This is a genomic window from Chitinophaga polysaccharea (genome assembly GCF_007829335.1).
Taxonomy (GTDB): Bacteria; Bacteroidota; Bacteroidia; order Chitinophagales; family Chitinophagaceae; genus Chitinophaga; species Chitinophaga polysaccharea_B.
In genome coordinates, this window is the sequence record NZ_VIWO01000002.1 from 661,515 (window position 1) to 683,368 (window position 21,854).

At 49.3% G+C, this 21,854-nt stretch carries 17 protein-coding genes; 8 read left to right on the plus strand and 9 right to left on the minus strand.

Annotated elements, in window-relative coordinates; genetic code table 11:
* Positions 1 to 43 precede the first annotated feature (43 nt).
* Both FHW36_RS10690 and FHW36_RS10695 read right to left on the minus strand, forming a co-directional pair.
* Positions 44 to 949 (minus strand): SMP-30/gluconolactonase/LRE family protein, encoded by a 906-nt coding sequence (locus FHW36_RS10690; protein WP_145667063.1) that lies wholly within the window; start codon positions 947 to 949, stop codon positions 44 to 46.
* 587 nt (positions 950 to 1,536) lie between these two features.
* On the minus strand, positions 1,537 to 2,364 hold the full coding sequence (locus FHW36_RS10695) for a helix-turn-helix domain-containing protein (protein WP_145667066.1): 828 nt from the start codon (positions 2,362 to 2,364) through the stop codon (positions 1,537 to 1,539).
* Between the two features lie 113 nt (positions 2,365 to 2,477).
* On the opposite strand from FHW36_RS10695, the gene FHW36_RS10700 reads away from it, so the two are divergent.
* From FHW36_RS10700 to FHW36_RS10730, 7 genes are all read left to right on the plus strand, one after another.
* Positions 2,478 to 3,455, plus strand: coding sequence for an NAD-dependent epimerase/dehydratase family protein (locus FHW36_RS10700; protein WP_145667069.1), 978 nt, complete (start codon positions 2,478 to 2,480; stop codon positions 3,453 to 3,455).
* Entirely contained in the window at positions 3,452 to 4,219 is a 768-nt protein-coding gene (locus FHW36_RS10705; RefSeq protein WP_145667072.1) for a 3-oxo-5-alpha-steroid 4-dehydrogenase, read from the plus strand. The genes FHW36_RS10700 and FHW36_RS10705 overlap by 4 nt, the downstream gene beginning before the upstream one ends.
* Positions 4,220 to 4,227: 8 nt before the next feature.
* The gene (locus FHW36_RS10710) at positions 4,228 to 5,334 is read left to right on the plus strand and encodes an ABC transporter permease (RefSeq protein ID WP_145667074.1); all 1,107 of its coding nucleotides are present in this window, start codon (positions 4,228 to 4,230) and stop codon (positions 5,332 to 5,334) included.
* Between the two features lie 106 nt (positions 5,335 to 5,440).
* Positions 5,441 to 5,866: a VOC family protein gene (locus FHW36_RS10715; RefSeq protein WP_145667077.1), complete on the plus strand. Its 426-nt coding sequence runs from the start codon at positions 5,441 to 5,443 to the stop codon at positions 5,864 to 5,866.
* Positions 5,867 to 6,272: 406 nt separating this feature from the next.
* Positions 6,273 to 7,412 carry an efflux RND transporter periplasmic adaptor subunit gene (locus tag FHW36_RS10720; RefSeq protein WP_145667080.1) on the plus strand — a complete coding sequence of 380 codons (1,140 nt, stop codon included), beginning with the start codon at positions 6,273 to 6,275 and terminating at the stop codon, positions 7,410 to 7,412.
* A gap of 30 nt (positions 7,413 to 7,442) precedes the next feature.
* On the plus strand, positions 7,443 to 10,574 hold the full coding sequence (locus FHW36_RS10725; RefSeq protein ID WP_145667083.1) for an efflux RND transporter permease subunit: 3,132 nt from the start codon (positions 7,443 to 7,445) through the stop codon (positions 10,572 to 10,574).
* Positions 10,575 to 10,621: 47 nt separating this feature from the next.
* A complete protein-coding gene (locus FHW36_RS10730) occupies positions 10,622 to 12,007 on the plus strand; it encodes an efflux transporter outer membrane subunit (protein ID WP_145667086.1) in 1,386 nt (461 codons plus the stop codon).
* Between the two features lies 1 nt (position 12,008).
* Here FHW36_RS10730 and FHW36_RS10735 read toward each other — a convergent pair whose 3' ends face one another.
* The 4 genes from FHW36_RS10735 to FHW36_RS10750 all read right to left on the minus strand — a co-directional run bounded on the left by FHW36_RS10735 (position 12,009) and on the right by FHW36_RS10750 (position 13,963).
* Positions 12,009 to 12,380 carry a VOC family protein gene (locus FHW36_RS10735; RefSeq protein ID WP_145667089.1) on the minus strand — a complete coding sequence of 124 codons (372 nt, stop codon included), beginning with the start codon at positions 12,378 to 12,380 and terminating at the stop codon, positions 12,009 to 12,011.
* A gap of 191 nt (positions 12,381 to 12,571) precedes the next feature.
* Positions 12,572 to 13,198 carry a ClpP family protease gene (locus tag FHW36_RS10740; RefSeq protein WP_145667092.1) on the minus strand — a complete coding sequence of 209 codons (627 nt, stop codon included), beginning with the start codon at positions 13,196 to 13,198 and terminating at the stop codon, positions 12,572 to 12,574.
* A 5-nt stretch (positions 13,199 to 13,203) separates the two neighbouring features.
* Positions 13,204 to 13,461 carry a hypothetical protein gene (locus FHW36_RS10745; RefSeq protein ID WP_145667095.1) on the minus strand — a complete coding sequence of 86 codons (258 nt, stop codon included), beginning with the start codon at positions 13,459 to 13,461 and terminating at the stop codon, positions 13,204 to 13,206.
* Positions 13,442 to 13,963: an RNA polymerase sigma factor gene (locus FHW36_RS10750; protein WP_145667098.1), complete on the minus strand. Its 522-nt coding sequence runs from the start codon at positions 13,961 to 13,963 to the stop codon at positions 13,442 to 13,444. Before FHW36_RS10750 ends, FHW36_RS10745 begins: the two co-directional genes overlap by 20 nt.
* Before the next feature lie 317 nt (positions 13,964 to 14,280).
* Here FHW36_RS10750 and FHW36_RS10755 point away from each other — a divergent pair, with 317 nt between their 5' ends.
* Positions 14,281 to 15,900, plus strand: a complete 1,620-nt coding sequence (locus FHW36_RS10755) for an ABC-F family ATP-binding cassette domain-containing protein (protein WP_145667101.1) — start codon at positions 14,281 to 14,283, stop codon at positions 15,898 to 15,900.
* A gap of 154 nt (positions 15,901 to 16,054) precedes the next feature.
* Here FHW36_RS10755 and FHW36_RS10760 read toward each other — a convergent pair whose 3' ends face one another.
* The 3 genes from FHW36_RS10760 to FHW36_RS10770 are packed head-to-tail and all read right to left on the minus strand — an operon-like array spanning position 16,055 to position 21,823.
* Positions 16,055 to 18,310 carry a WG repeat-containing protein gene (locus tag FHW36_RS10760; protein ID WP_145667104.1) on the minus strand — a complete coding sequence of 752 codons (2,256 nt, stop codon included), beginning with the start codon at positions 18,308 to 18,310 and terminating at the stop codon, positions 16,055 to 16,057.
* Positions 18,300 to 20,606 (minus strand): WG repeat-containing protein, encoded by a 2,307-nt coding sequence (locus FHW36_RS10765; protein ID WP_145667106.1) that lies wholly within the window; start codon positions 20,604 to 20,606, stop codon positions 18,300 to 18,302. Before FHW36_RS10765 ends, FHW36_RS10760 begins: the two co-directional genes overlap by 11 nt.
* The gene (locus tag FHW36_RS10770; protein WP_145667109.1) at positions 20,603 to 21,823 is read right to left on the minus strand and encodes a WG repeat-containing protein; all 1,221 of its coding nucleotides are present in this window, start codon (positions 21,821 to 21,823) and stop codon (positions 20,603 to 20,605) included. Before FHW36_RS10770 ends, FHW36_RS10765 begins: the two co-directional genes overlap by 4 nt.
* Between the last annotated feature and the right edge of the window lie 31 nt (positions 21,824 to 21,854).

A 21,854-nucleotide genomic window follows, 5' to 3' on the forward strand; every position in this document is an offset into this window, starting at 1 on the left:
GTTTCAGCCGCAATATTACAATTTCCGGGAGAATAAACCCCGACTATTCCCCTCCTATCACTTTCATGCGTAATTTATAAAATCCGCTACCGGCGGTAATAAAGAGCACATTTTTATTTTTTCCACCGAAACAGGCATTCGCTGTCCAGGCTTCCGGCACGATAATTACCCCTATTTCCTTGCCTTCTTTGTCAATCACGGTGATGCCGTTACCGCACAGGTATACATTCCCGTGGACGTCTATGGCAAATCCATCGACCGTTTTATTGGAAACCAGTGTTTGGTGGGACAGGCTCCCGTTTTTCTCAATATGGTAACGATACACCTTGCTGGCGCCAATATCCGCGATATATAAATATTTTCCATCATGTGTTCCGATTACGCCATTGGGCTTTGTAACATTAGTCTGCAACGCCACCGGTTTTTTAGCGCCGGGCGCCAGATAGTACACCCTTTCCTCTTTTATATCCGGTTGCGTGCGGGCCCAGTAGTCGCGTTGATAATAAGGATCTGTAAAGTAAATACCTCCGTTGGGAGCTATCCAAACGTCGTTGGGGCCATTGAGGCGGTGTCCTTCAAAGTCCTTTACCAATACCGTTATTTTCCCCTTGGGAGAGATGGACCAAAGTTGATTTTTCTCATCTGCGCAGGTAATCAGGTTGCCTTGCTGGTCGAAATACATACCGTTGGAACGGCCGCTGGATTCCATGAAAACAGACAGGGTACCAGCAGTATCATATTTCCATATTGTATTGTCCGGCTGGTCAGTAAAATAAACGTTGCCTTTCCTGTCGGCTGCCGGCCCTTCTGTAAAAGAAAATCGCCTGGATACCAGCTCCAGTCCTGTATGATCAGCCACAGTGGCTGGGATAGAATCGACGGTATTGGCGGTTACGGGCATGGTATGGCAAAAACATAACAATCCTACGGGAAAAAACTTGCCTAACATAGTGGCCTATCAATTTTTGCAAGTCTAATAATTATCAATGATATTTTCTGCTAAAAGTAAGATATATACTTATGGATAGACGCCTTTTGACATCTTATCCATAAGTATATAAGTCATGAAATGCGGCCATGGATGGGGGCGGCACGTACAGGGATAAATAAATAACTTAACCTGGTAACGCTGTAGAAATTTTGGTTGATAAGCTGGTAAACATTTTACAGTACAGCATACAGTGTAGGTAACGCCCGGTGCTTTTCACCGTGATCACCTGCTGGTTGATAACTCCAGCAGGCAGGGTTGGATAAGGTTTGGGGCAACCTACTATGGATGATACTTCTACCCGATTTTAGAATGGCGTTCCTTTTTCAGGTACAGATGGTATGTTAACACAATTTTTAATACTGTTTTAAGGGAACATGATTCCTATCTATTTCTTTCAAATGAACATCTTTCTGGCATGGTACTCCAGCAAACATAGCCGCTGTTTGCTGTAAGGTAGCTGGCGAAGACAAGTCATGTACTGAATACGGCTACAAAATTATCGTGAGAAACAGCCTCTTCATAGTACAAAAACGACATTTTCGATTTTACTTCATGATGGTATGTAACCGAATGGTTGTTTGAAGTTCTTCTTCGTTGATAAAAGAGGGCGTGATGCCTGCAAATTTTTTAAAGTCCCTGATAAAATGCATCTGGTCGTAATAACCACTTTTGTACGCTATTTCCGTCCATGTTTTGTCTGGGAACATTTCTTTCAGCTGGTAGGCTTTGCAGAACCTGATCAGGCGGGAATACTGTTTAGGCGGCATGCCCAGGCGCTCCGTACATTTTCGTTCGAACTGGCGCAGACTAAGGCAGGCTTCCGATGCCAGTTTATCCATAGACAGCGCCCCGCCGCTGCTTACCAGCGCTTCCATGGCCAGATCTACCGGTAACAGGGGTTTCAGTTTTTCCACCTTTTTCAGGAGATAAAACTCGATAATACTGATCATGTGATCCCAGTCATCTGCCTCTTTCAATCTTTCTGTTATCTCTCCAATCTCGTTTCCCAGTAAGAGGCTGGTATCGAAGTCCTGTTCATACAATTCAGACATGGGGATTTTCAGCAGCCGGTGCAAACCGCCGGGTTGAAAGGCCACACAAAGGGCCAGGTGTTTTTGTCCCATATCGAGGGTAACGGCCTGCTCTTGCGGACCGATGGTAACACAGGCAGCTTTGGCAACAAACCCCTCGTTACCGGGTTTTAGTACCTTGATAGGATCTTCCAGGTAAAAAATAATGTAACGTTGATAGGCAGGAACAAACCGGTAAGTGTTGGTTAAGGAGGTGCTTTCAGTAAAGTCCACCTCGTAAATACTAATACAATTCACCAGGGCCTGCAACGCCGGATGTGGCTTATAAGCTTTTGATTTCATGGATTCTTCGGCTATAGGAGCTCAGTACATTCTCAATTTCAAACAAATATATACAAATTGTCATTGCTATCAATTTGACTTATCTTTTACAGGCGAATTATATTCTTTAAAAGATGAGAATTGCGATCACAGGCGCATCCGGATACATCGGCTCGGTATTGATCCCCTTATTACGTTCCCGCAACCATACCCTGCGGTTACTCACCCGTAAACCTCCCGTGGCGTTAGCCGATCCGGGTATTACTTTCGTACATGGACATCTGTTAGATGAAGCGGCGATCAACCAATTAGTGGCCGGCGCCGACGCTGTGATACACCTGGCCGCCATGATATCGGTCGATGACCGGCCGGATGAAATGCTGGTGCATACCAATACGGAGGGTACGCGCCTGCTGTCAGCAGCTGCCCGGGCGGCCGGCGTAAAGCGTTTTATTCACCTTAGTTCCGTTACTGCCTTTCAACAGGCGCCCTACAACGAGCCCATGAATGAGCAACGCGGCGCCACCACGGCCCGGCATGGTTACGACTATTCCAAGGCACTGTCGCAAGCCATCGCCCTGGAACATCATGGCCAGGGCATGGAAGTAACGGTGCTGGCGCCTACGGCGGTAATGGGTCCCTACGACCGGCAGCCTTCCCTGATTGGCAAGGCCGTTGTTAATATGTACCGTGGCAGGATCCCGGCGTTGTTTCCCGGCGGAGTCGACTTTGTGGATGTGCGTGATGTTGCCGGTGCTATTGTCAATGCCCTTACCATGGGCGCTACCGGCAGGGTGTACCTGTTGAGCGGGCAATGGGTATCGCTGGTAACCCTCCAAAAAGAAACCGGCCGGATCAAGGGCTGTTCCATGTCCCGGCCGGTATTGCCGCTATGGCTGATCTTTGGCATGCTGCCACTGGTGCGTCTGCTGGCCACCATCATCGGCGGACCGCCTTTTTATACACGGCAGTCGATCTACAATCTCATTTATAGTAACAGGAAGATTGATCATGCTGCGGCCACTGCGGAGCTGCAATTTATGCCCCGCGCATTTATTACTACTTTACAAGACACAATTGATTGGTTCAAACAAACTGGTATACTTCCATGATGAACTATTTATCATTCCATTACTACCAACTCTTCATCCTTTGCTGGTCTATCATTGGACTTGGCTCAGGCCTGTACCTGCTGCGCCGGGAGGCGCCCTATGGCAGGTATAGTAATGAACAATGGGGCCCGATGATCGACAATAAAACCGGTTGGATACTGATGGAGGCCACGGTGCTGGTATCGTTCCTGGCATGGCTTCCCTTTGGGGCTCTTCAGTGGCGCAGTCCTGCCGGTGTAATGGTGGGACTATTCCTGTCGCACTACCTGCATCGCAGTTTTGTATATCCGTTGATGATACGTACCCGCGGCAAAAAAATGCCAGTCATTATTATGCTGTCGGCCGTGCTGTTTAATATGATCAACGGCTCTTTATTAGGCATCTGGTTTGCGGTGTTTGGACATTATGCGGACAACTGGTATAGTAGCCCAGCGTTTATTACAGGGCTGATATTATTCTTCACCGGGATGTTCATCAACTGGCGATCAGATTATTACCTGATTCACCTGCGGCAAAAGCACGACACCGGCTATAGGCTGCCACAGGTAGGGCTTTTCAAATATATTTCTTCGCCTAACCTGGCGGGCGAAATCCTGGAATGGGGTGGCTATGCCCTGCTCACCTGGAGTTTGCCGGGGTTGGCATTCTTTATCTGGACGCTGGCCAACCTGGTGCCCCGGGCGCTGTCGAACCATCGCTGGTACCAGGCACAGTTTCCTGGTTATCCGGCCAATCGTAAAGCTTTACTACCTTTTATCTGGTAAACTCGTGTATGTCTAAAAAATATAGTCAGTTTAAAGCGGCGCTGGTACTGTCCAGGGCCAGTTTGACCGCCACGCTGCGCAGCCCTACCTCTGTAGTGTTTGCCCTGTTATTCCCTATTATTTTCGTAACGGTATTCGGCGCCATGGTCGATAATACAGCTGTGAAAGTGAAGATAGTATTGTCGCCGCACAGCGATACCAGCAATCCCCTGTATGCCGCCATCCGGCAGGTAAAAATATTTGATCTCAGCCAGGGAAAAGACTCCGCCGCCATGCTGGCGGATTTAAAAAAGGGAAGGATCGCCGGCATTTTATACCTGCATCCACCGGTGATCATAAACGGCGCCCCTCAGTTTCACACCGACCTGCTGGAAAGCAGTGCGGTGGCAGACAAACTACCGCTGGTACAGGCAGCCTTACAGGAAGTGGCGGCCCGGGTAAACCGTCAAACATTACCGGATCAACCGGTAGCTGCCAGCGTGCGTATGGTACATGTTCCGGGAAGGGTGTACCGGCAGATCGATTTTATTTTGCCCGGACAGCTCGGCTTCTCGCTGTTGATGGCCGGGGTGTTTGGATCAGCTTTCCTGCTATTTAATTTACGGCATACGCTGGTACTGAAACGTATTTATGTAACCCCTATCAAAGGTTCTTTTTTACTGTTGGGAGAGATGATCAGCCGCCTGTTGTTCCAGGTGATCTGTTTTATCATTATCACTGCCCTGGGATATTTCGCTTTTCACTTTACACTGGTAAACGGCATTTTTACTTTCCTGGAAATGTTGTTGCTGTCCGTATTTGGACTAGTGATCTTTATGGGCATTGGTTTTATTATCAGTGGGCTGATCCGCAATGAAAGCTCTATAGCGCCGGTAGCCAATACGCTGACTGTACCGCAAATATTGTTGTGCGGACTATTTTTCCCTATTGATAATTACCCCGTTTGGTTGCAATCTTTTTGCGAAATGCTGCCCTTAACTTTTTTTGTAGACGGGTTACGCAAAATTGCCTTCGAAGGACTGCATATCTGGCAAATACCTGTACAGCTGGCCGGATTGCTCGTTTGGGCTATTATTGTCGCGGTGCTTTCGGTGAAGCTGTTTAAATGGGAATAAACAGATGTCGCGATTACCCCTGTAAATGTCTTACCTGCCCTCCCCATAAGGCAGGAATACAGGTACCTTTGCTTTATCATCTGTAATCCTAAAATAAATTATCATCATGGCAGCTGTAAATCCTTATTTATCTTTCAATGGTAATTGTGCCGACGCATTTAATTTTTACAAAGGCGTATTTGGCAAGGACTTCCTGGTAATGTCGCGCTATAGCGACATCCAGATTGAGCACATGTCTGATCCTTCCGAAAGCCATAAAATCATGCACGTGGCATTACCGGTGGGTGGCGACACAATCCTGATGGGAAGCGACCGCCCAAATATGATGGGCCCCGGCACTGAAGGCAATATGTTTTCTGTAGCTATTGCGGCCGACAGTGAAGCGGAAGCCGACAAATTGTACAATGGTCTGGCAGCCGGAGGTATGGTGGGCATGCCAATGGGAAAGGCTCCCTGGGGCGCTTACTTCGGTATGTGTACCGACAAATTCGGTATTCAGTGGATGATCAACCACGACTATAGCCGCCAGTAATTCCCGGACATTTTCACTCCATAAAAGGTTAGGATCGTCCAGCATCCTAACCTTTTTTATAACGTATACGGATATATCAGCCACTTATTTTTTCCTTCTCTCCCACTACCCTAGCCATTTTAACAGTGTTTAACGGTTGGTACAATAAACTCCCCATGGATACGCCGGTCTAATCAACTCCAGTTTTGCGACAGAAAGCCGTCACATTTTTGTACTGGAAAGCAGGTGACCAAGGCCGCCATCGCCGTATAACGGATAATTATTGATTGTTTTTGAACAATACGATAAAACAGATAGTTACTCTTAATACCTGTTGGGAGCCTGTATTGCCGGATTACTTTCCCGGTAGCCGGTCCTCACTGTCGCTGTAAAACATAAACGAATGGATTTCATTAAACGAACCGTCATGCACAAGCCTGTAACTGCCTTTATTCTCCTCCTGGTACTCGGCGCCTGTAAAAGCAACAAGGGTGGCAGTAAAAATGCTGTCATCAAGCCTTACCCAGTCATTGCCCTAACGCCGCAAAATGCGGTCATCAACTCCGATTATCCGGCTACCATTATGGGTATACAGAATATTGAAATCCGGCCCAAAATAGATGGATACGTAGAGGCTATTTATATCGATGAAGGGGCTACCGTTAAAAAGGGACAGCTCTTATTTAAAATCAATGCACCCCAGTACGAGCAAAACGTGAACACAGCCGAAGCGAATATCAAAATAGCGGTGGCCGATGTAAATGCTGCCCAGATGCAGGTTAACAAGGTGAAGCCGCTGGTGGAAAAAGATATCGTGAGCGCGTATGAACTGGAATCCGCCGCCTATACGCTGCAATCCAAACAGGCCGCACTGGCCCAGGCCCAGGCAGCGCTCAACAATGCGAAAACCAATCTAAGCTATACCCTGATAACCAGTCCCGCCGATGGTGTGGTGGGTTTATTGCCTTATAAAATAGGAAGCCTGGTAAGCAGTACCACGGCCAACCCGCTGACAACTGTTTCCGATATCACCCAGATCTATGCGTATTTCTCCATTAATGAAAGACAGGGGCTCGACTTCTTCCTGGCCTCCAAAGGAGCTACCATGCAGGAAAAGCTGGCTACGCTGCCGCCAGTGACCCTGGTGCTGGCCAACGGCACCATACTTCCCCGCAAGGGCCGGGTGGAAACTGCCAGCGGCTTAATTAATCCGCAAACCGGCGCCATCAATATGAGGGCCACTTTCGATAATCCCGATGGACTGGTACGCAGCGGTAGCAGCGCCATTGTACGGGTACCACGTACCGTAGATACCGCCTTGCTGATACCGCAAAAAGCCACCTACCAGATACAGGGAAAATTATTTGTATATGTGGTAGATGCAGACAACAAAGTCAGATCGGTTGACATAGGATCCAATGCCAGCGCAGCGGGCCAATCCTTTGTAGTACAACAGGGCGTAAAAGCCGGCGATAAAATCGTGGTAGATGGTATCAGCAACCTGCGGGAAGACCTGGTGATCCAACCAAGGATGGTAAATGCAGACAGCCTGTATAAGAGCTTGTGAGTGCCCTGATTGATCCATTAAAACAATGTCATGTTAAGAAGATTTATAGAACGGCCGGTATTATCCACTGTGGTATCCATTATCATTGTCACCCTAGGTATCCTGGGACTGGTATCGCTGCCTATTTCCCAGTACCCTGATATTGCACCGCCTACCATTCAGGTGCAAACGAGTTATAGTGGCGCCAATGCCGACGTAGTGCTTAAAAGCGTGGTGGTACCGCTGGAACAACAGATCAATGGCGTAGAGAATATGGACTATATCACGTCTACCGCCGGCAATGATGGTTCCGCAAATATTACCGTTAGCTTCAAAATAGGCAGCGACCCCAATATGGCCGCAGTGAACGTACAGAATGCCGTAGCCCGTGCCACGCCGCTGCTGCCACAGGAAGTGACCCGTGCCGGCGTTACCGTACAGAAAAAACAAACCAGCAACCTGCTCATCTTTTCGGTATATAGTACTAACCCCTCGTTTGACCAAACCTTCCTGCAAAATTATGTCGATATCAACATTGTGCCAGTTATCAAACGTATCCAGGGAGTGGGCGATGCTGCTGCCTCCGGTTCCATGGACTACTCTATGCGTATCTGGCTCAACACCCAGGCCATGGCTTCTTACGGACTGGTGCCGGCAGATATCACCGCCGCGCTGGCGGAGCAAAACATCCAGGCAGCACCCGGGCAGTTCGGAGAGCGCGGTGGTCAGGCTTTTCAGTATGTGATCAAATATCCCGGTACGCTGGTAGATACCGCCCAGTTTGGCAATATCGTGTTGCGGTCAAACCTGCGTAGCCGCTTATTGCGGTTAAAAGATGTGGCCCGCATTGAACTGGGCGCCCTTAGTTATTTCAACAGCACCCGTACCAATGGCTATCCTGCGGTGTCTATCAGCGTAGCGCAGGTAGCCGGTTCCAACGCCCGTGATGTGATTGAACAAACGCTGAAAGTGATGGACGACGCCTCCAAATCATTTCCGAAAGGCGTTAAATATGTGGTGCTGCAAAACGTAAACGACTTTTTAACGGCATCGATCGAAAAAGTGATCCATACACTGTTTGAAGCGTTTATACTGGTATTCCTCGTCGTTTTTCTTTTCCTCCAGGATTTCCGCTCCACGCTAATACCAGCTATATCCGTACCGGTGGCCATTATAGGCACGTTCTTTTTTCTCAAACTATTTGGCTTCACCATTAACCTGTTAACCCTTTTTGCCCTGATCCTGGCGATCGGTATCGTGGTAGATGATGCCATTGTAATTGTAGAAGCCGTACATGCCAGGCTGGACACGGGTTATAAGTCGGCCCGCAAAGCCAGTGTCGACGCGCTTAACGAAATATCCGGCGCTATCATTTCCATTACCCTGGTAATGTCTGCGGTGTTTATTCCCGTGAGTTTCATCGGCGGTTCGTCCGGCGTATTCTACCGGCAGTTCGGGCTCACGCTGGCTATCGCGATCGTGTTGTCGGCTATCAACGCATTGACGCTGAGTCCTGTGTTATGTGCGCTGTTCCTCCGCCCTCACCATGACGCCCCTACGAAATTGAACTTCCTGCAACGGTTTTACCGGTCATTCAATGTGGCCTTTGAGAAAATGACCAACCGATATACACATATCCTGCGCTTCTTCGGCAAACGTACCTGGATCCCTATGTCGGTGCTGGCGCTGTTTTGCGTCGGTTTATTTGTAATTGCCAGCGTAACGCCTACTTCTTTCGTACCGGAAGAAGACCTGGGTACTATCAATTGTAATATTACCCTACCGCCGGATGCATCCCTGCAACGTACCGACGTGGTAGCCCGAAAGGTGGAGAAACTGGCCGGTACCATCCCGGAAATCAACAATGTGCTGGCAGTGACCGGCCGTGGGCAGCTATCCGGCAGTGGCAGCAACTACGCGATGGTGGTGATGCGGCTTATTCCCTGGAGTCAACGTAACCGTACCATACAGCAGATCATCAAAGAGCTGAATCGTAAGTCGACCGATATTACGGAAGCGGAAGTGAAATACTTTGCGCCCGCCACCATACAGGGCTTTGGCGCCTCCAGCGGCTTTACCTTCCAGTTGCAGGATAAAACAGGCGGTGATATTGCTCACTTCTATAAAGTGAGCCAGGACTTCCTGAGCGTACTCACACAGCGTCCGGAAATACAGTTTGCCACCACCTCCTTCAATCCTAACTTCCCGCAATACCTGATGAATGTAAATGTGCCCAAGATAAAGGATGCGGGGCTCAACGTTACTGACATCACCAATGCCATGCAAGGGTATTTCGGCGGTGTGTATGCGTCTAACTTCAATGAATTTGGACAGCAATACCGGGTGATGGTGCAGGCTTCGCCAGAATATCGTACAACGCCGGAGAGTTTAAACGCCGTGTTTGTGCGCACCCCGGATGGGGCGATGGTACCGGTCACCGAGTTTGTAACGCTAACGCAGACCTATGGCCCGCAGGCGATCACCCGTTTTAACCTGTTCAACTCTATCAGCATCACGGGCACACCCAATATTGGCTACAGCTCGGGGCAGGCTATTGCGGCGGTAGACCAGTCGGCCACAGAAACGTTGCCTCCCGGCTTTGGCTTCGAGTTTTCCGGTATTACCCGTGAGGAACTGGCCAGTGGAAGTCAAACGATTTACATCTTTTTACTGTCACTCATATTCGTGTACCTGCTGCTGAGCGCCCAGTATGAAAGTTACCTGTTGCCTTTCGCGATTCTGCTGGCTGTGCCGGTGGGTATTTTCGGCGCCTTCCTGTTTGCCTATCTCTTTGGTATCAGTAATAATATTTACGTGCAGATCACGCTGATTATGCTGATTGGGTTGCTGGCCAAAAATGCGATCCTGATCGTGGAATATGCCGTTGAACGAAGGCGTCAGGGCATGAGCATTGCCGAAGCTGCCGCCGATGGGGCCAAAGAGCGGTTACGCCCCATCCTCATGACCTCTTTTGCCTTCATCCTGGGGCTGGTACCCCTGATGGTGGCCAGTGGTGCAGGCGCCAATGGCAACCGCTCCATCGGAACAGGCGCCGTAGGCGGGATGCTGATCGGTACCCTGTTCGGGGTATTTATTACCCCCGCTTTGTTTATCATCTTCCAAACCTTACAGGAAAAGGTAAAACGTGCGCCCAAAGAAGATGAGGGTGCCCTGGGAGAATAGTTCTTTTAACATGAAGCCGCTGTATGCGGACATCAAAATATCAGCTCATGAATTGGCGTATCAGACAAATTATTATCATCATCAGCTTATTTGCCGGAGGACTCTCCTCCTGTCATATTACCAAACCTTATCGGTCGCCGGGTATCAATGATACCCAGCTATACCGCGATGCAAATACCACCGATACCAACACCATTGCGACACTGCACTGGAAAGAGATTTTTACGGATACGCTGTTACAGCAACTGCTGGAGGAAGGCATTCAACACAACCTGGACCTACAGGTAGCCTGGTCGCGGGTTCGTCAGGCGCAGGCCAGTTACTCGCAGAGCCGGCAGGCCCTGTACCCCGCCGTAAATGGTGATGCCAGCGCTATACTGGCGGGAGCGTCTAATCAAGCCAATACCGGTAGAAGTGTAATGCCCAGGCAGTTGGGCGCTGAGCTCACCGCCAACTGGGAAGCTGATATCTGGGGCAAATTACGCAGTACCAGACGTGCTTATCTCGCCTCGTGGCTACAGGCCAGCGCCAATGCACAGGCACTACAAACAGCCCTCATAGCCAATATTGCCAACAACTACTACAACCTGCTGGCGCTGGATCAGCAACTACATATTACCCAGCAAACCGTTGTCAACTGGCAGGCGACCGTGGAAGTGATGAAGGAACTGAAAAAAGCAGATGTAGTAACGGGAGCGGCAGTGGTGCAAAGTGAGGCCAGTCGCTATGCTGCCGAGGTAACCATCCCTGATTTGAAACAATCTATCCGGCAAACTGAAAACGAGATTAACTTATTGCTGGGCCGTGTATCCGGTCCTATTACCCGCAGTACCCTCGAGGCACAACAACCCATTATGTTGCTGAAAACGGGGGTACCGGCGCAATTGCTGGCCAACCGGCCGGATGTACAGGCGGCCGAATACAACCTGCGGTATTACTTTGAACAAACCAATGTTGCCCGAACCTATTTTTACCCGGCGCTCAATATCTCCACATCTGGCGGATATACCACCTATCTTTCGCTGACCGGGCCGGGGTCCTGGCTCAGCAACCTCACTACGGCACTTACCCAGCCCATTTTTAACCGGGGACTCAATAAAGCGAGGTTAAAAATAGCGAAGGAGCAGCAGGAACAGGCAGCACTGGGATTCCGCACAGCGGTACTAGACGCCGGCCAGGAAGTATCCAATGCGCTTTACTCCTACCAGACCGCCCAGGAAAAATCAAATTCGCGCCGGCTGCAGCTCCAGAACCTGCAGTTGTCGGTAGAATATACCCAGGAGCTGGTAAGGTATGGCTTTGCCAATTATACAGAAGTGTTAAACGCCCAGCAAAGCCTGCTGGGGGCACAATTAGGGAAAATCAATGACCGCCTGCAGCAGTTGCAGGCCATCGTATTTCTATACCGGGCTTTAGGAGGTGGCTGGAAATAGGTTAGTGTACCATTACCAATACCACACGGAACCCATCGGGGTCAACGATGGTAATGCCATGTTTGTTCCAGTAGGGATTTTTGGCTTTCACTTCCTCTGCCCCTGCTTTCCTGGCCTTGGTCAGCATTTTGGTAAAAACCTCCTTGCTTTCGGGATACAGCACCAGCAGGTCGTCTTCATCGGGATGGTGCTGGGGATGTTCGGGAGATACGGTAAATTCCAGGTGCCAGTTTTCGCCCGGAAGTCCCAGGAATACACCATTGTAGGAGCTATGGTCCTCAAAGGCGCCCAGTTGCCGGAACCCCAGTACATCCTGGTAAAAAGCAATCATTTTATTTAAATCAGTCGTATGCCTGGCTACTCTTAGTCTCATAACAATACGGATCTTTAGTTGCTGCGTATAATAATTCAATGGTAGTTTCCACTATTGAATTTACTAAATCTCCCGCATTCATGCTAGCCAGGATACAGGAAGATAACAGTAATCCCGGTTTTTCTCACCTGGAGTCAGCAAAACAGTGGTTGGCAGCTATCTCTCAAACTGTTAACGGGAAAGTATATACGTTATGAAATCAGCAAGGGCATTTCGGGGCGAAATGGCAAGGCAGGCAAGGCTTCGGAGGGGTTCAGCACTTCATCTACCAGTCCGAAGTCCCTCGCCTCGGCCGCATCCATGAAGTGATCATTTTTAAAAGCCTGTTCCACCTCCGCCAGGGTACGACCTGCATGGCGCGCTATTACCTGGAAGGTTTTATGTTGCAGGCGTTCCTGTTCTTTAAACGCAATCCTGACATCTTCGGTATAGCCTTTGGCGCCACCGCCGGCCGGATGCATATGTATGGTGGCATTGGGCAACGCATATCGCTGGCCACTGGCGCCCGCCGTGAGAATGATGGTGCCCATGCTCCCTGAAAACCCCAGTGCCATGGTAGACACCGGCGATTTCAGCATCTTCATGGTATCATAAATGGCCAGGCCGGCATAGATGACGCCGCCAGGGCTGTTCACATACATATTAATCGGACGGTGACTTTCACTGTCCAGGTACAATAGCTGGGCCACTATGAGGTTAGCCATCTGCTCGTCGATGGCCGTGCCGAGGAAAATGATCCGCTCTTTCAGTAACAGGCTGTATATATCAAATGCACCGCGGCTATCGCCGTCGATGACTGTAGGAACCAGGAATGCCATAATCGTTATTTAAAAATAGTAGTGATGGTATGATGGAAAGTTTCGTCCTGCATGAGTTGCCCGAACACCTGGTCGAGCTGCTTTTTTTTCTCTTCGCGGCCCAGCCAGCGTACTAACTGCAATACTTTGCGCTGCGCCGCCACTTTTTCCTTTATCATAGGATCCAGTAGCATGCGGACCTGGAACAGCAGCCGGGAAGCCGCCGGCATCTGCTGTTCCAGGTATTGCTCTATTTCCCGGGTATCAGCTAACTGTTTCCGCATAATCCATTTGTTGAAGTTGTGTTCTTACCTTTTCCAGGCATTTATATTTCTGCACACTGACTGTATGAGGGTTTTTAAATTGAAAGTCGCTGGCGATTTCTGATATGGAGAGATCATCATAATAAAAAGCGCGCAGCAGCTCCAGGCATCGCTTTCCTGTAGCCTTTATGTAGTCGAGCAGCGGGCGTTGTACCGGCGCCGGGGCGTAATAATCGGCCGGGATCACCATTTCCTCCGGTACCTGTTCCAGGGAGATATGTTCTCCTTCCCTTTTTAGTTTCCGGACACAACATATCCTCGCAATACCAACCAGGTAGGCCATTGCCGGCGCCTGTTCTGGTAATGTATGTTGCCGTTGTTTTTCCAGGTAGATGATTACCGCATCCTGGAAAATGTCTTTGGCCATATCCAGGTCTCCTCCCATCCGGCGTACCATAGCGGCTACCCGGGGAAAGATGTCCCTGTATATTTCTTTCAGCCATTGATCATCCTGGTGGCGCATAGCAGGTGTTTTTATATACTAGTGTCTGTAAACCGGTAAAAATCACCCTAAAATTTAAGATTTTTTTTTACTTTTGCGTTCTCATGTGATCATAACCCACATACACACGCCAGGTTTCACCTGTTAACATGCCGTCCGGCGTGTTCCTTTTTTGTTTCCATTTATTTATCGATTCAGACATACGGCATGTACCCACATGCGCTGCATTTTTTCACTAAAATTTACTGACATGAAACTTCAACGTTTTTCGCAGCATTGTTACGCTGCCCGGCCACAGGACATCTATTTTGCAGACCTATTCAACACGACTATTTCACATGCTTATCCACGCACAAAATATCAGCTATACACTGCCTACGGGCCAACCCTTATTCCAGGACATCCACTTTTCACTGCATAAAAATGAAAAGGCAGCGATTGTCGGGAATAATGGCGCGGGGAAATCGACCTTATTACGCATTATTGCCGGCCAGGAAACCGCCTATAGCGGCAATATCCATGTTAGTAAGCGCCTGTATTATGTACCGCAGCATTTCGGTCACTTCGATCACCTGTCTGTAGCGGTTGCCTGTGGCATTGCCCCTTTACTGGAGGCGTTGCAGGCCATTGAGAATGGCGACATCCGCCAGGAGCTGTATGATTTACTGGAAAACGACTGGGATATTATAGCCCGTTATCAAACCGCTTTTGAGAAATGGGGTATTGGGGCGCTCAGCCCGGATCAGCCGCTGTCGACTCTCAGTGGGGGGCAGAAAACCCGCCTGTTTCTTTCGGGCATTGACATCTTTCAGCCACAGGTGGTGTTGCTGGATGAACCCACCAATCACCTGGACCGTGGCGCCCGGGAGCAGCTGTACGACTGGGTGAGCAGCACCAGTTGCACCTTACTACTGGTGAGCCATGACCGGGAGCTGTTGCGCTTGTGTAATCCCATCTGGGAGCTGCAAGCCAATGGGATTAACATATATGGCGGCAACTATGATTTTTACGCCGACCAAAAAGCCATCACTGCTGCCGCCAAAGAGCAACAGCTGGCATACCAGGAAAAGGCACTGAAAGAAGCAAAAAAGCAGCAGCAGATAGCCCTGGAACGCAAGCAACATGCCGATGCCCGTGCCCGGAAAAACAGCCAGCAGGGAGGTTTACCAAAAATATTGCTGAATGCCCGCAGAAATGCCGGCGAAACCTCCACCGCCAAATTACAGCAGGTACATGCCGAAAAGGTGAGCGAACTGCATGATGCCCGGAAAGAGGCCGCAGCACTGATACAGGTGCAACGGATGCTGAAGGGATATTTCGAAGATTCTTCGCTGCATCGCGGAAAAGTACTGCTCACCGCCACCTCGCTCAACTATGCCTGGGCGCCGGATAAAATGCTCTGGCAGCCGCCGCTTAGTTTCACTATCAGAAGCGGCGAGCGATGGTCTATTACCGGGCCTAACGGCAGTGGGAAGTCCACGTTAATGCGACTGTTGCTGGGCCATCTCGCCGTTCCCGAAGCACAGCTGTACCAGGCAGATACCAAGAGCCTGTTGCTGGACCAGGACTATTCCCTGGTAGACCGCAGCAAAACCCTGCTGGACCAGGCGCTTGCATTCAATGAGCGTAAGCTGGACACGCCTGTGGTCAAGGCTACGCTGGTCAACTTCCTGTTTGGACCGGATACCTGGGATAAATCCTGTGCTGTATTGAGCGGTGGTGAAATGCTGCGGTTATCGCTCTGTTGTATGACACTCCAAAACCGGGCGCCCGACCTGATCATGTTGGACGAGCCTACCAACAACCTGGATCTTAATAATATCCAGGTGTTGACCCAGATTTTTGGGGATTACAAGGGTACGCTGATCCTGATATCGCATGATACCACGTTCATCAAAGAAACGGGTATGACGCATCACCTGGAGCTGCGGGCTTCGGGGGAATGGGCGATGGTCTGAACAGTGTTACAGGGCGGTTTGGGCTGCATTTGCCCAAACCTGAAGATATTTCCATTCGCATGATCGCTGTACGAAAATGCCGCAAATTCCAATACCCGCGGGCATTGGAGATTTGCGGCATATTATTATCAAGCAGACATTTATTTTTCAGGTATCAAAGCGCCGGTATACCGTATGCAGCATCCGCTTCAAATGGAATTACTTCTTTTACTATCAAAGGCAGGAAGGTACCATCGGCCAGCAGGTACTGGTAGGTATCTCCTTTACGGCACAACAAGGGGAAGTCGTATGAGATAGCGGTAGCCGTATAGGTCGTGCCGGGATCTATCACAACATCATCAAAGGTTTGGGTAGTGATTGGCTGTGTATAGGCATTTAATACCGTAAACTGGCCATCGGTCTGCACCAGGAATCCGCGTTTGTTTTCTTCCCGTAGTATACGGTCATAGCTGGCCGGCAGCACTGTTTTTCCGTGGAAGTTGATCAATCCTTTCTTCATTTGTCCATCTTCCTTTCCGCGTTGGCTAATCGGGAGATACAATGAATCTTCCATGCCGGCAAAGCCTCCGCCATAATACGCGTATAAGGGCGGTACAATGATCTTGCCGGTACTATCAGCATAGCCATAGGCCATGGTCTGATCGGCGCCCACTGTTTGCAGGTAGAAGACCCGGTTTGCCAGGTATGTCGCTTCTTCATAGACAGGTGGCAGAATTACCTGTCCATTCGCGTGGATAAGTCCTTTTTTGTTATTCTTTGTCACCATTAGTATGTCCTGCTGGCCCGTTACAGCTACCTCATCATATGCCAGCGGTGTTTGTTGGAGGTTACGGCTATTAAATATAGCGTAACTCATTTTATAATTGGCTTCACTGATCAACAGGTATAAATGGTTTCCGATCTCTGTGATGCTGGTGTAATACAATGGCAACACCAGCTGGCCCTTACCATTATATAACCCTTTCACATAAACGCCGCGTTTGCTGGCCAATAGCAGGGTGCTGTCTCCCGGCAGCAGATCTACGTTATAGAACGTAGCAGGGATTATTTCCCGTTGCTCCGTTATATCATAAATACCTACGCCGGTTGCCTTTTCCACCGTCCACCACCTGGATGTCAGGGCGTTTAAAGATTTATAAGCCATGGGGATCAACATCCTTCCATCGGCGCTATATACGCCTTTCTTCTCCTGGTAGGATACCGTGAGGCAGCCCTGCCAGGGCGCATCATCGATCTCGAAAAATGCCGGTGGTACGAGCTTGTGGAGACTGGGGTTATAAAATCCGTACACGGCCTTCTGCTTTAATTTAAAAAGCTGTTCCCGGGAAGGGTTTTCGAAGTCTGTAATTTCATTATAATTAAGAGCCAGCAACTTCTTACCAGTAGTATCCAGGAGGTTATAATCGCCATTCACCGGCGCTACGAAGTAGTTACCGTAGCAGATAATATCACCATCATACACCAGCGGCACTACTAGCTGGCCATTTTCCCTGATGATACCTGATTTTTTATTTTTTGTCACCCGGAGATACGGGCCATTGCTCCATTCGGGGTAAGGGCTGGCAATGTCGTCGTAGGTAAAATCGGCTACAACATTCCCTTCCGGGCTGATGAGTCCATAGTGTCCATTCTTTTCCGCTTTCAGCATGCCGTTGCCGATAACATCCATGTGCGTATACTCCGGGGCGGCGTATTCCTTTTTGTTATCCAGATTCAGTACCACCTCCTGCCGGTTCTTTTTGAAGCACAATACCCAGCTGTCGCTGCGCATCATATAATGATCATGCTCATATTCAAAGGGCGCCAGTATCTCATTTTTTAAATTGAGCACGCCCCATTTTCCATTTTTTTCAGCGAAAACATAATCACTTTTACTGCCACAGCCACCACAATAATCGATGGCGTCGTATGCTGCAGGGATGACGAGTTGCTTTTCTTCTACACCGTACACACCCCATTTACCTTTTTCCTTCACATCGAAGTGATGGTTATCGAGAATGCCTACAGAGTCGAAGATCATGGGCAATAATAGTTTCCCATGGGTATCAGCATACGTCATTTTGCCGTCTTTATAGAGGCTGAGATAAACTTTCCACTCCAATGATATCGTGTCATATACCGGTGGCAACAGCCATTCGCCCTGGTTGGTTACGGCTCCTGTTTTCCCGTTTTGCCGTATCAGCAACATTTGTTCTTTTTCACTGACTTGCAGGTTTCCTTCCGCCGTAACGCTTACCGGGTGCCAATACCCGACGATCTCATCAAAAGCTTTGGCGCCTTTGTGATCGATATACCAGGTCTTATTGTTATCGGCAACCCGTGCAAAACCATACTGAAAAATGGACCCCTGTTGTGCCATGGCCTGGCTGGTAAGCAACAGGCAGCCGATTAGCCATCTATTAATCTTCATATCCTTGCTTCTTTAATGATTTATAACGAAAAGCCTGTCCATTTGCATCGAGGTAGAAATACCATTTGCCTTCTTTTACCAGGATGGGAAACAAGCTGTCATCACCCCGGCGGTTGGTGTAGAGCTCATCATACTTCAGGGGAATGCGCATTTTGCCGTTGGTATCTGCGATACCTTTTTTGCCGTCTTTAGCTACCTCCAACAACCCGGTTTTCTCCCGGTAGCTGATATAATCAAATACAGGCGGCAGTATCACCTTACCGTTAGCATCCACCAGGCCTTCTTTTTCTTTGCTGGTTACTTTAAACAGGGGCTCCTGGTAAAGAGCGCTGATGGTTTCGTAGGCAATTGGTAAAAATGCACTCCCATCTTTCCGGATCAGCCCTACCTGCTTGCCTTTGGTGACTAGCAGCAAGCTGTCGTTGAAAGCAGCCATGTCATCTAACGTGATGGGGTAAACGATTTCCTGGTTCCGGTTAATAATGCCAAACAACTCCTGGTCTGGCGCTACCTCTTTTCCTGCCAGTGCCAGGCCATTGTGAAAATCGCCCACGAAGCTGTAATCTTTAAACACCATTTCTTTCCCATTGGTATCTACAAAGAGATTTTTACGGGAAGCGTCCCATATTTTCAGCAGACCACTGCCAAAATGCGGATGATCGCTTTTGGCAGTGACCGGCATCAGTAACCGGGTAGCCTGGTCATCTCTAAATTCCCAATAGCCGTTGGTATACAGGATATTCCCCGCCATATCGGTGAGTACCGATACCGATTGGTTGTTGTCGTAACGCCTTTCCACAATGCGATTAGTATCTACTGCGGTAAAGAAGCCATACTGCTTTCCGCCGCGTATAATACTGCCGTTGCGGGTAGCCAGTGAAGCGGTGTCACCATTTCTCAGGGAGAGCAGGTGGCTATTTTGCCATTCTATCCCATCGTATGTAGGCGGCAATATTTCCTTGCGGGTGGCGACATTAAATAACCCGATGCGTCCATTGTTCGATACGGGCATGAAATCATCCCTATCGGTTCCTGCATTGGCGTCGTTATAGAGATAGGTGGTGGTGGCCATTACCGGTATCTCTTCATAAGCCACCGGTATCACAGTCTGGCCTTTGCTATCCAGTAACCCTGTTTTGCTGCCTTGTTGTACGGCGATGTAGGCCTCGTTATGATAAATAGCTACATTGATGTCGGTATAGGCAAACGGTAATATTTGTTTACCCGTACTATCAAACAAGCCTATTGCTGTGCCCCTGGTAACGGCAAAGTACGGCGCCATACCGTGGTTATTATACACATTTCTCACTGGTCCAGCGCCGGCAATCAAGCCACCGCCATCAAAAGATTTGATGTCATCATACTGTGCGGGAATAATTTCCTGGCCCACAGCGTTCACCACGCCTTTTTTATTTTCTATTGTTACTTTCACAAAATTGCCCAGCGATTCAACCTGGGAATATTGCAGAGGAAGCAGGGTTTTACCGGCCGCATTCACAAAGCCGGTTTTATCCTGTTGGGTAACGGCAAAGATTTCCGGGCCGGGCCCATGGCTGCATTTATCATAGATAGCCGGGGTTACCGGCGTTCCATTTTTATGCATGATACCGTTTTTGCCCTGTTTCGTATAACCAAAGAAGGGACTTCCCTCATAGCCCAGGTAGTCGAAGCCTTCATATTCCAGTGGTATGATGATATGACCATCAGGGGCCGCCAGTCCTACTTTACGGCCTTTGCCGATTTGTACGGCGCCTTCCAGCACATAACTTTGATCCACCTCGTCGTATTGCGGCGCCTGTAGTACCTGCCCGGTTTTCATGTCGGCCCAGCCCCATAGTCCGTCTTTTTTAATTTTCAGGAGATGGGGATCCAGTACGGCTATTTCATTATACACAGTCGGGCAAATCACTTTCCCCAGGGAGTCTACCGCCCCATATTTACCATGGTCCCGGACAATCACCACGCTATAGTTCTTTTGCGGGTAGGCGTTGTCTTCTTCCGCCTCCAGGCTCACTTCATCGTATTTAAAAGGAGCGATCACTTTGCCGGCATCATTGAAAGCACCATAAGCATTGTTTTTCACGCCGGCTACTAACCTGTAAAAACCGAAGTTTACCGTCTTGTCGACCACTACGGCGCCGGAGCTGTGCAGGTACTGTTTTTTGTGCTGGATCATGATGGGCGCTTCCTGGCCCTCGAACTCCCCCAGGTAATCGGCGATGACAGGCGCTTGTTGTGCATAGGCGTTGATGCCTCCTATACAGAGCGCCAGGGTTAACATTCCGTAATTTCTCATTTCGTATCAGGCTTTTTTATCACTAACAAAGCTCCTTCCCGGTCGACCACCACGGCCCTGCCTTCACTGAAAGGAGTTACATCTTCATATTGGGGCGCTATCACCATTTTCCCGGTAGCATCCATAAATCCCCATCCGGAAATGACGCCGCCTCTTTTTACGGCGATCAGTCCATCCGAAAACATTACGTGGGAATCGTAAATGCAGCTACCACTATTATCGCAGAGTGGTACTTTGGCCCGGATGGCGCCAGTAGTATCGAGTATATACAGGTGTCCGTCGCTATTATCCCTGGCGGTACCATTTACTTGTACGGCAGACAGGCCACCCGAAAAGCGGTAGGGCTTTTCGTGGAACTGCGGCATGAATACGGGCCTGCCGGTTTTATTCATCAGGCCCCAGGCGCCGTTCTTATAAAAGGGGGCCAGGCCATCTGTATAGTCGCCTATCTCTTCCGCGTCGATGCTGAAAACCACCTTACCGGAAAGGTCGATCACCGACCAGTTCAGGTCTGGCGCGCCCTGCGGCAGGCTGTTATATAAGGTTGACAATTCATCATTACCTTTCATGCTATCCCCGGGAGGGGCTGCGGTAGCCACCAGGGCTACGCCATCGGAAAAATCCCTCGCAGCAAGGTATATAGGAGGGATCACCCAAACGCCGCTGGTATCTGCATATCCAAACAAGCTATCTTTCCTCACCAGCAAACGCCCGTCATGAAATGAACGGGGATCGGCTACCACCCGGTCAAAAGCGCCATTGTTGGCCTGGTCGATAACGGTATCCATTCTCACAAACTCCTGGCCCAACGTCACCTTACCAGATGGGTCGATGTAATACCAGGTATCATTCTTTCTCACCGCGGCACGGTTACCGGAGAAATCTTTTGCCTCATCGAACTGGTAAGGTACCTGGAGCTGGCCGGCACGATTAATATAGCCATACAGGATAGTATCGTTCGTTGTTTTACCTACAATTGCGAGGCCATCATGAAAGCTCTCCGCTTCATCGAACTGCAGAGGGATAGTCACTTTCCCGGTGGTGTCAATAAATCCATACAGCTGATTGGCATCGGTACGTACCCGGGCCAGGCCGCCCGAGAAATTGGCAATATTCGAATATTGCTGGTCTGAAACAAAGGCCAGCACCGGTTCCTGTGCCCTGGCGCCCAGGGGCAGGAACAATACCAGGAAGCGTACTATGGAGTTTCTCAGCATATGGGCTGTTTACGATGGATATGGTAAGTTT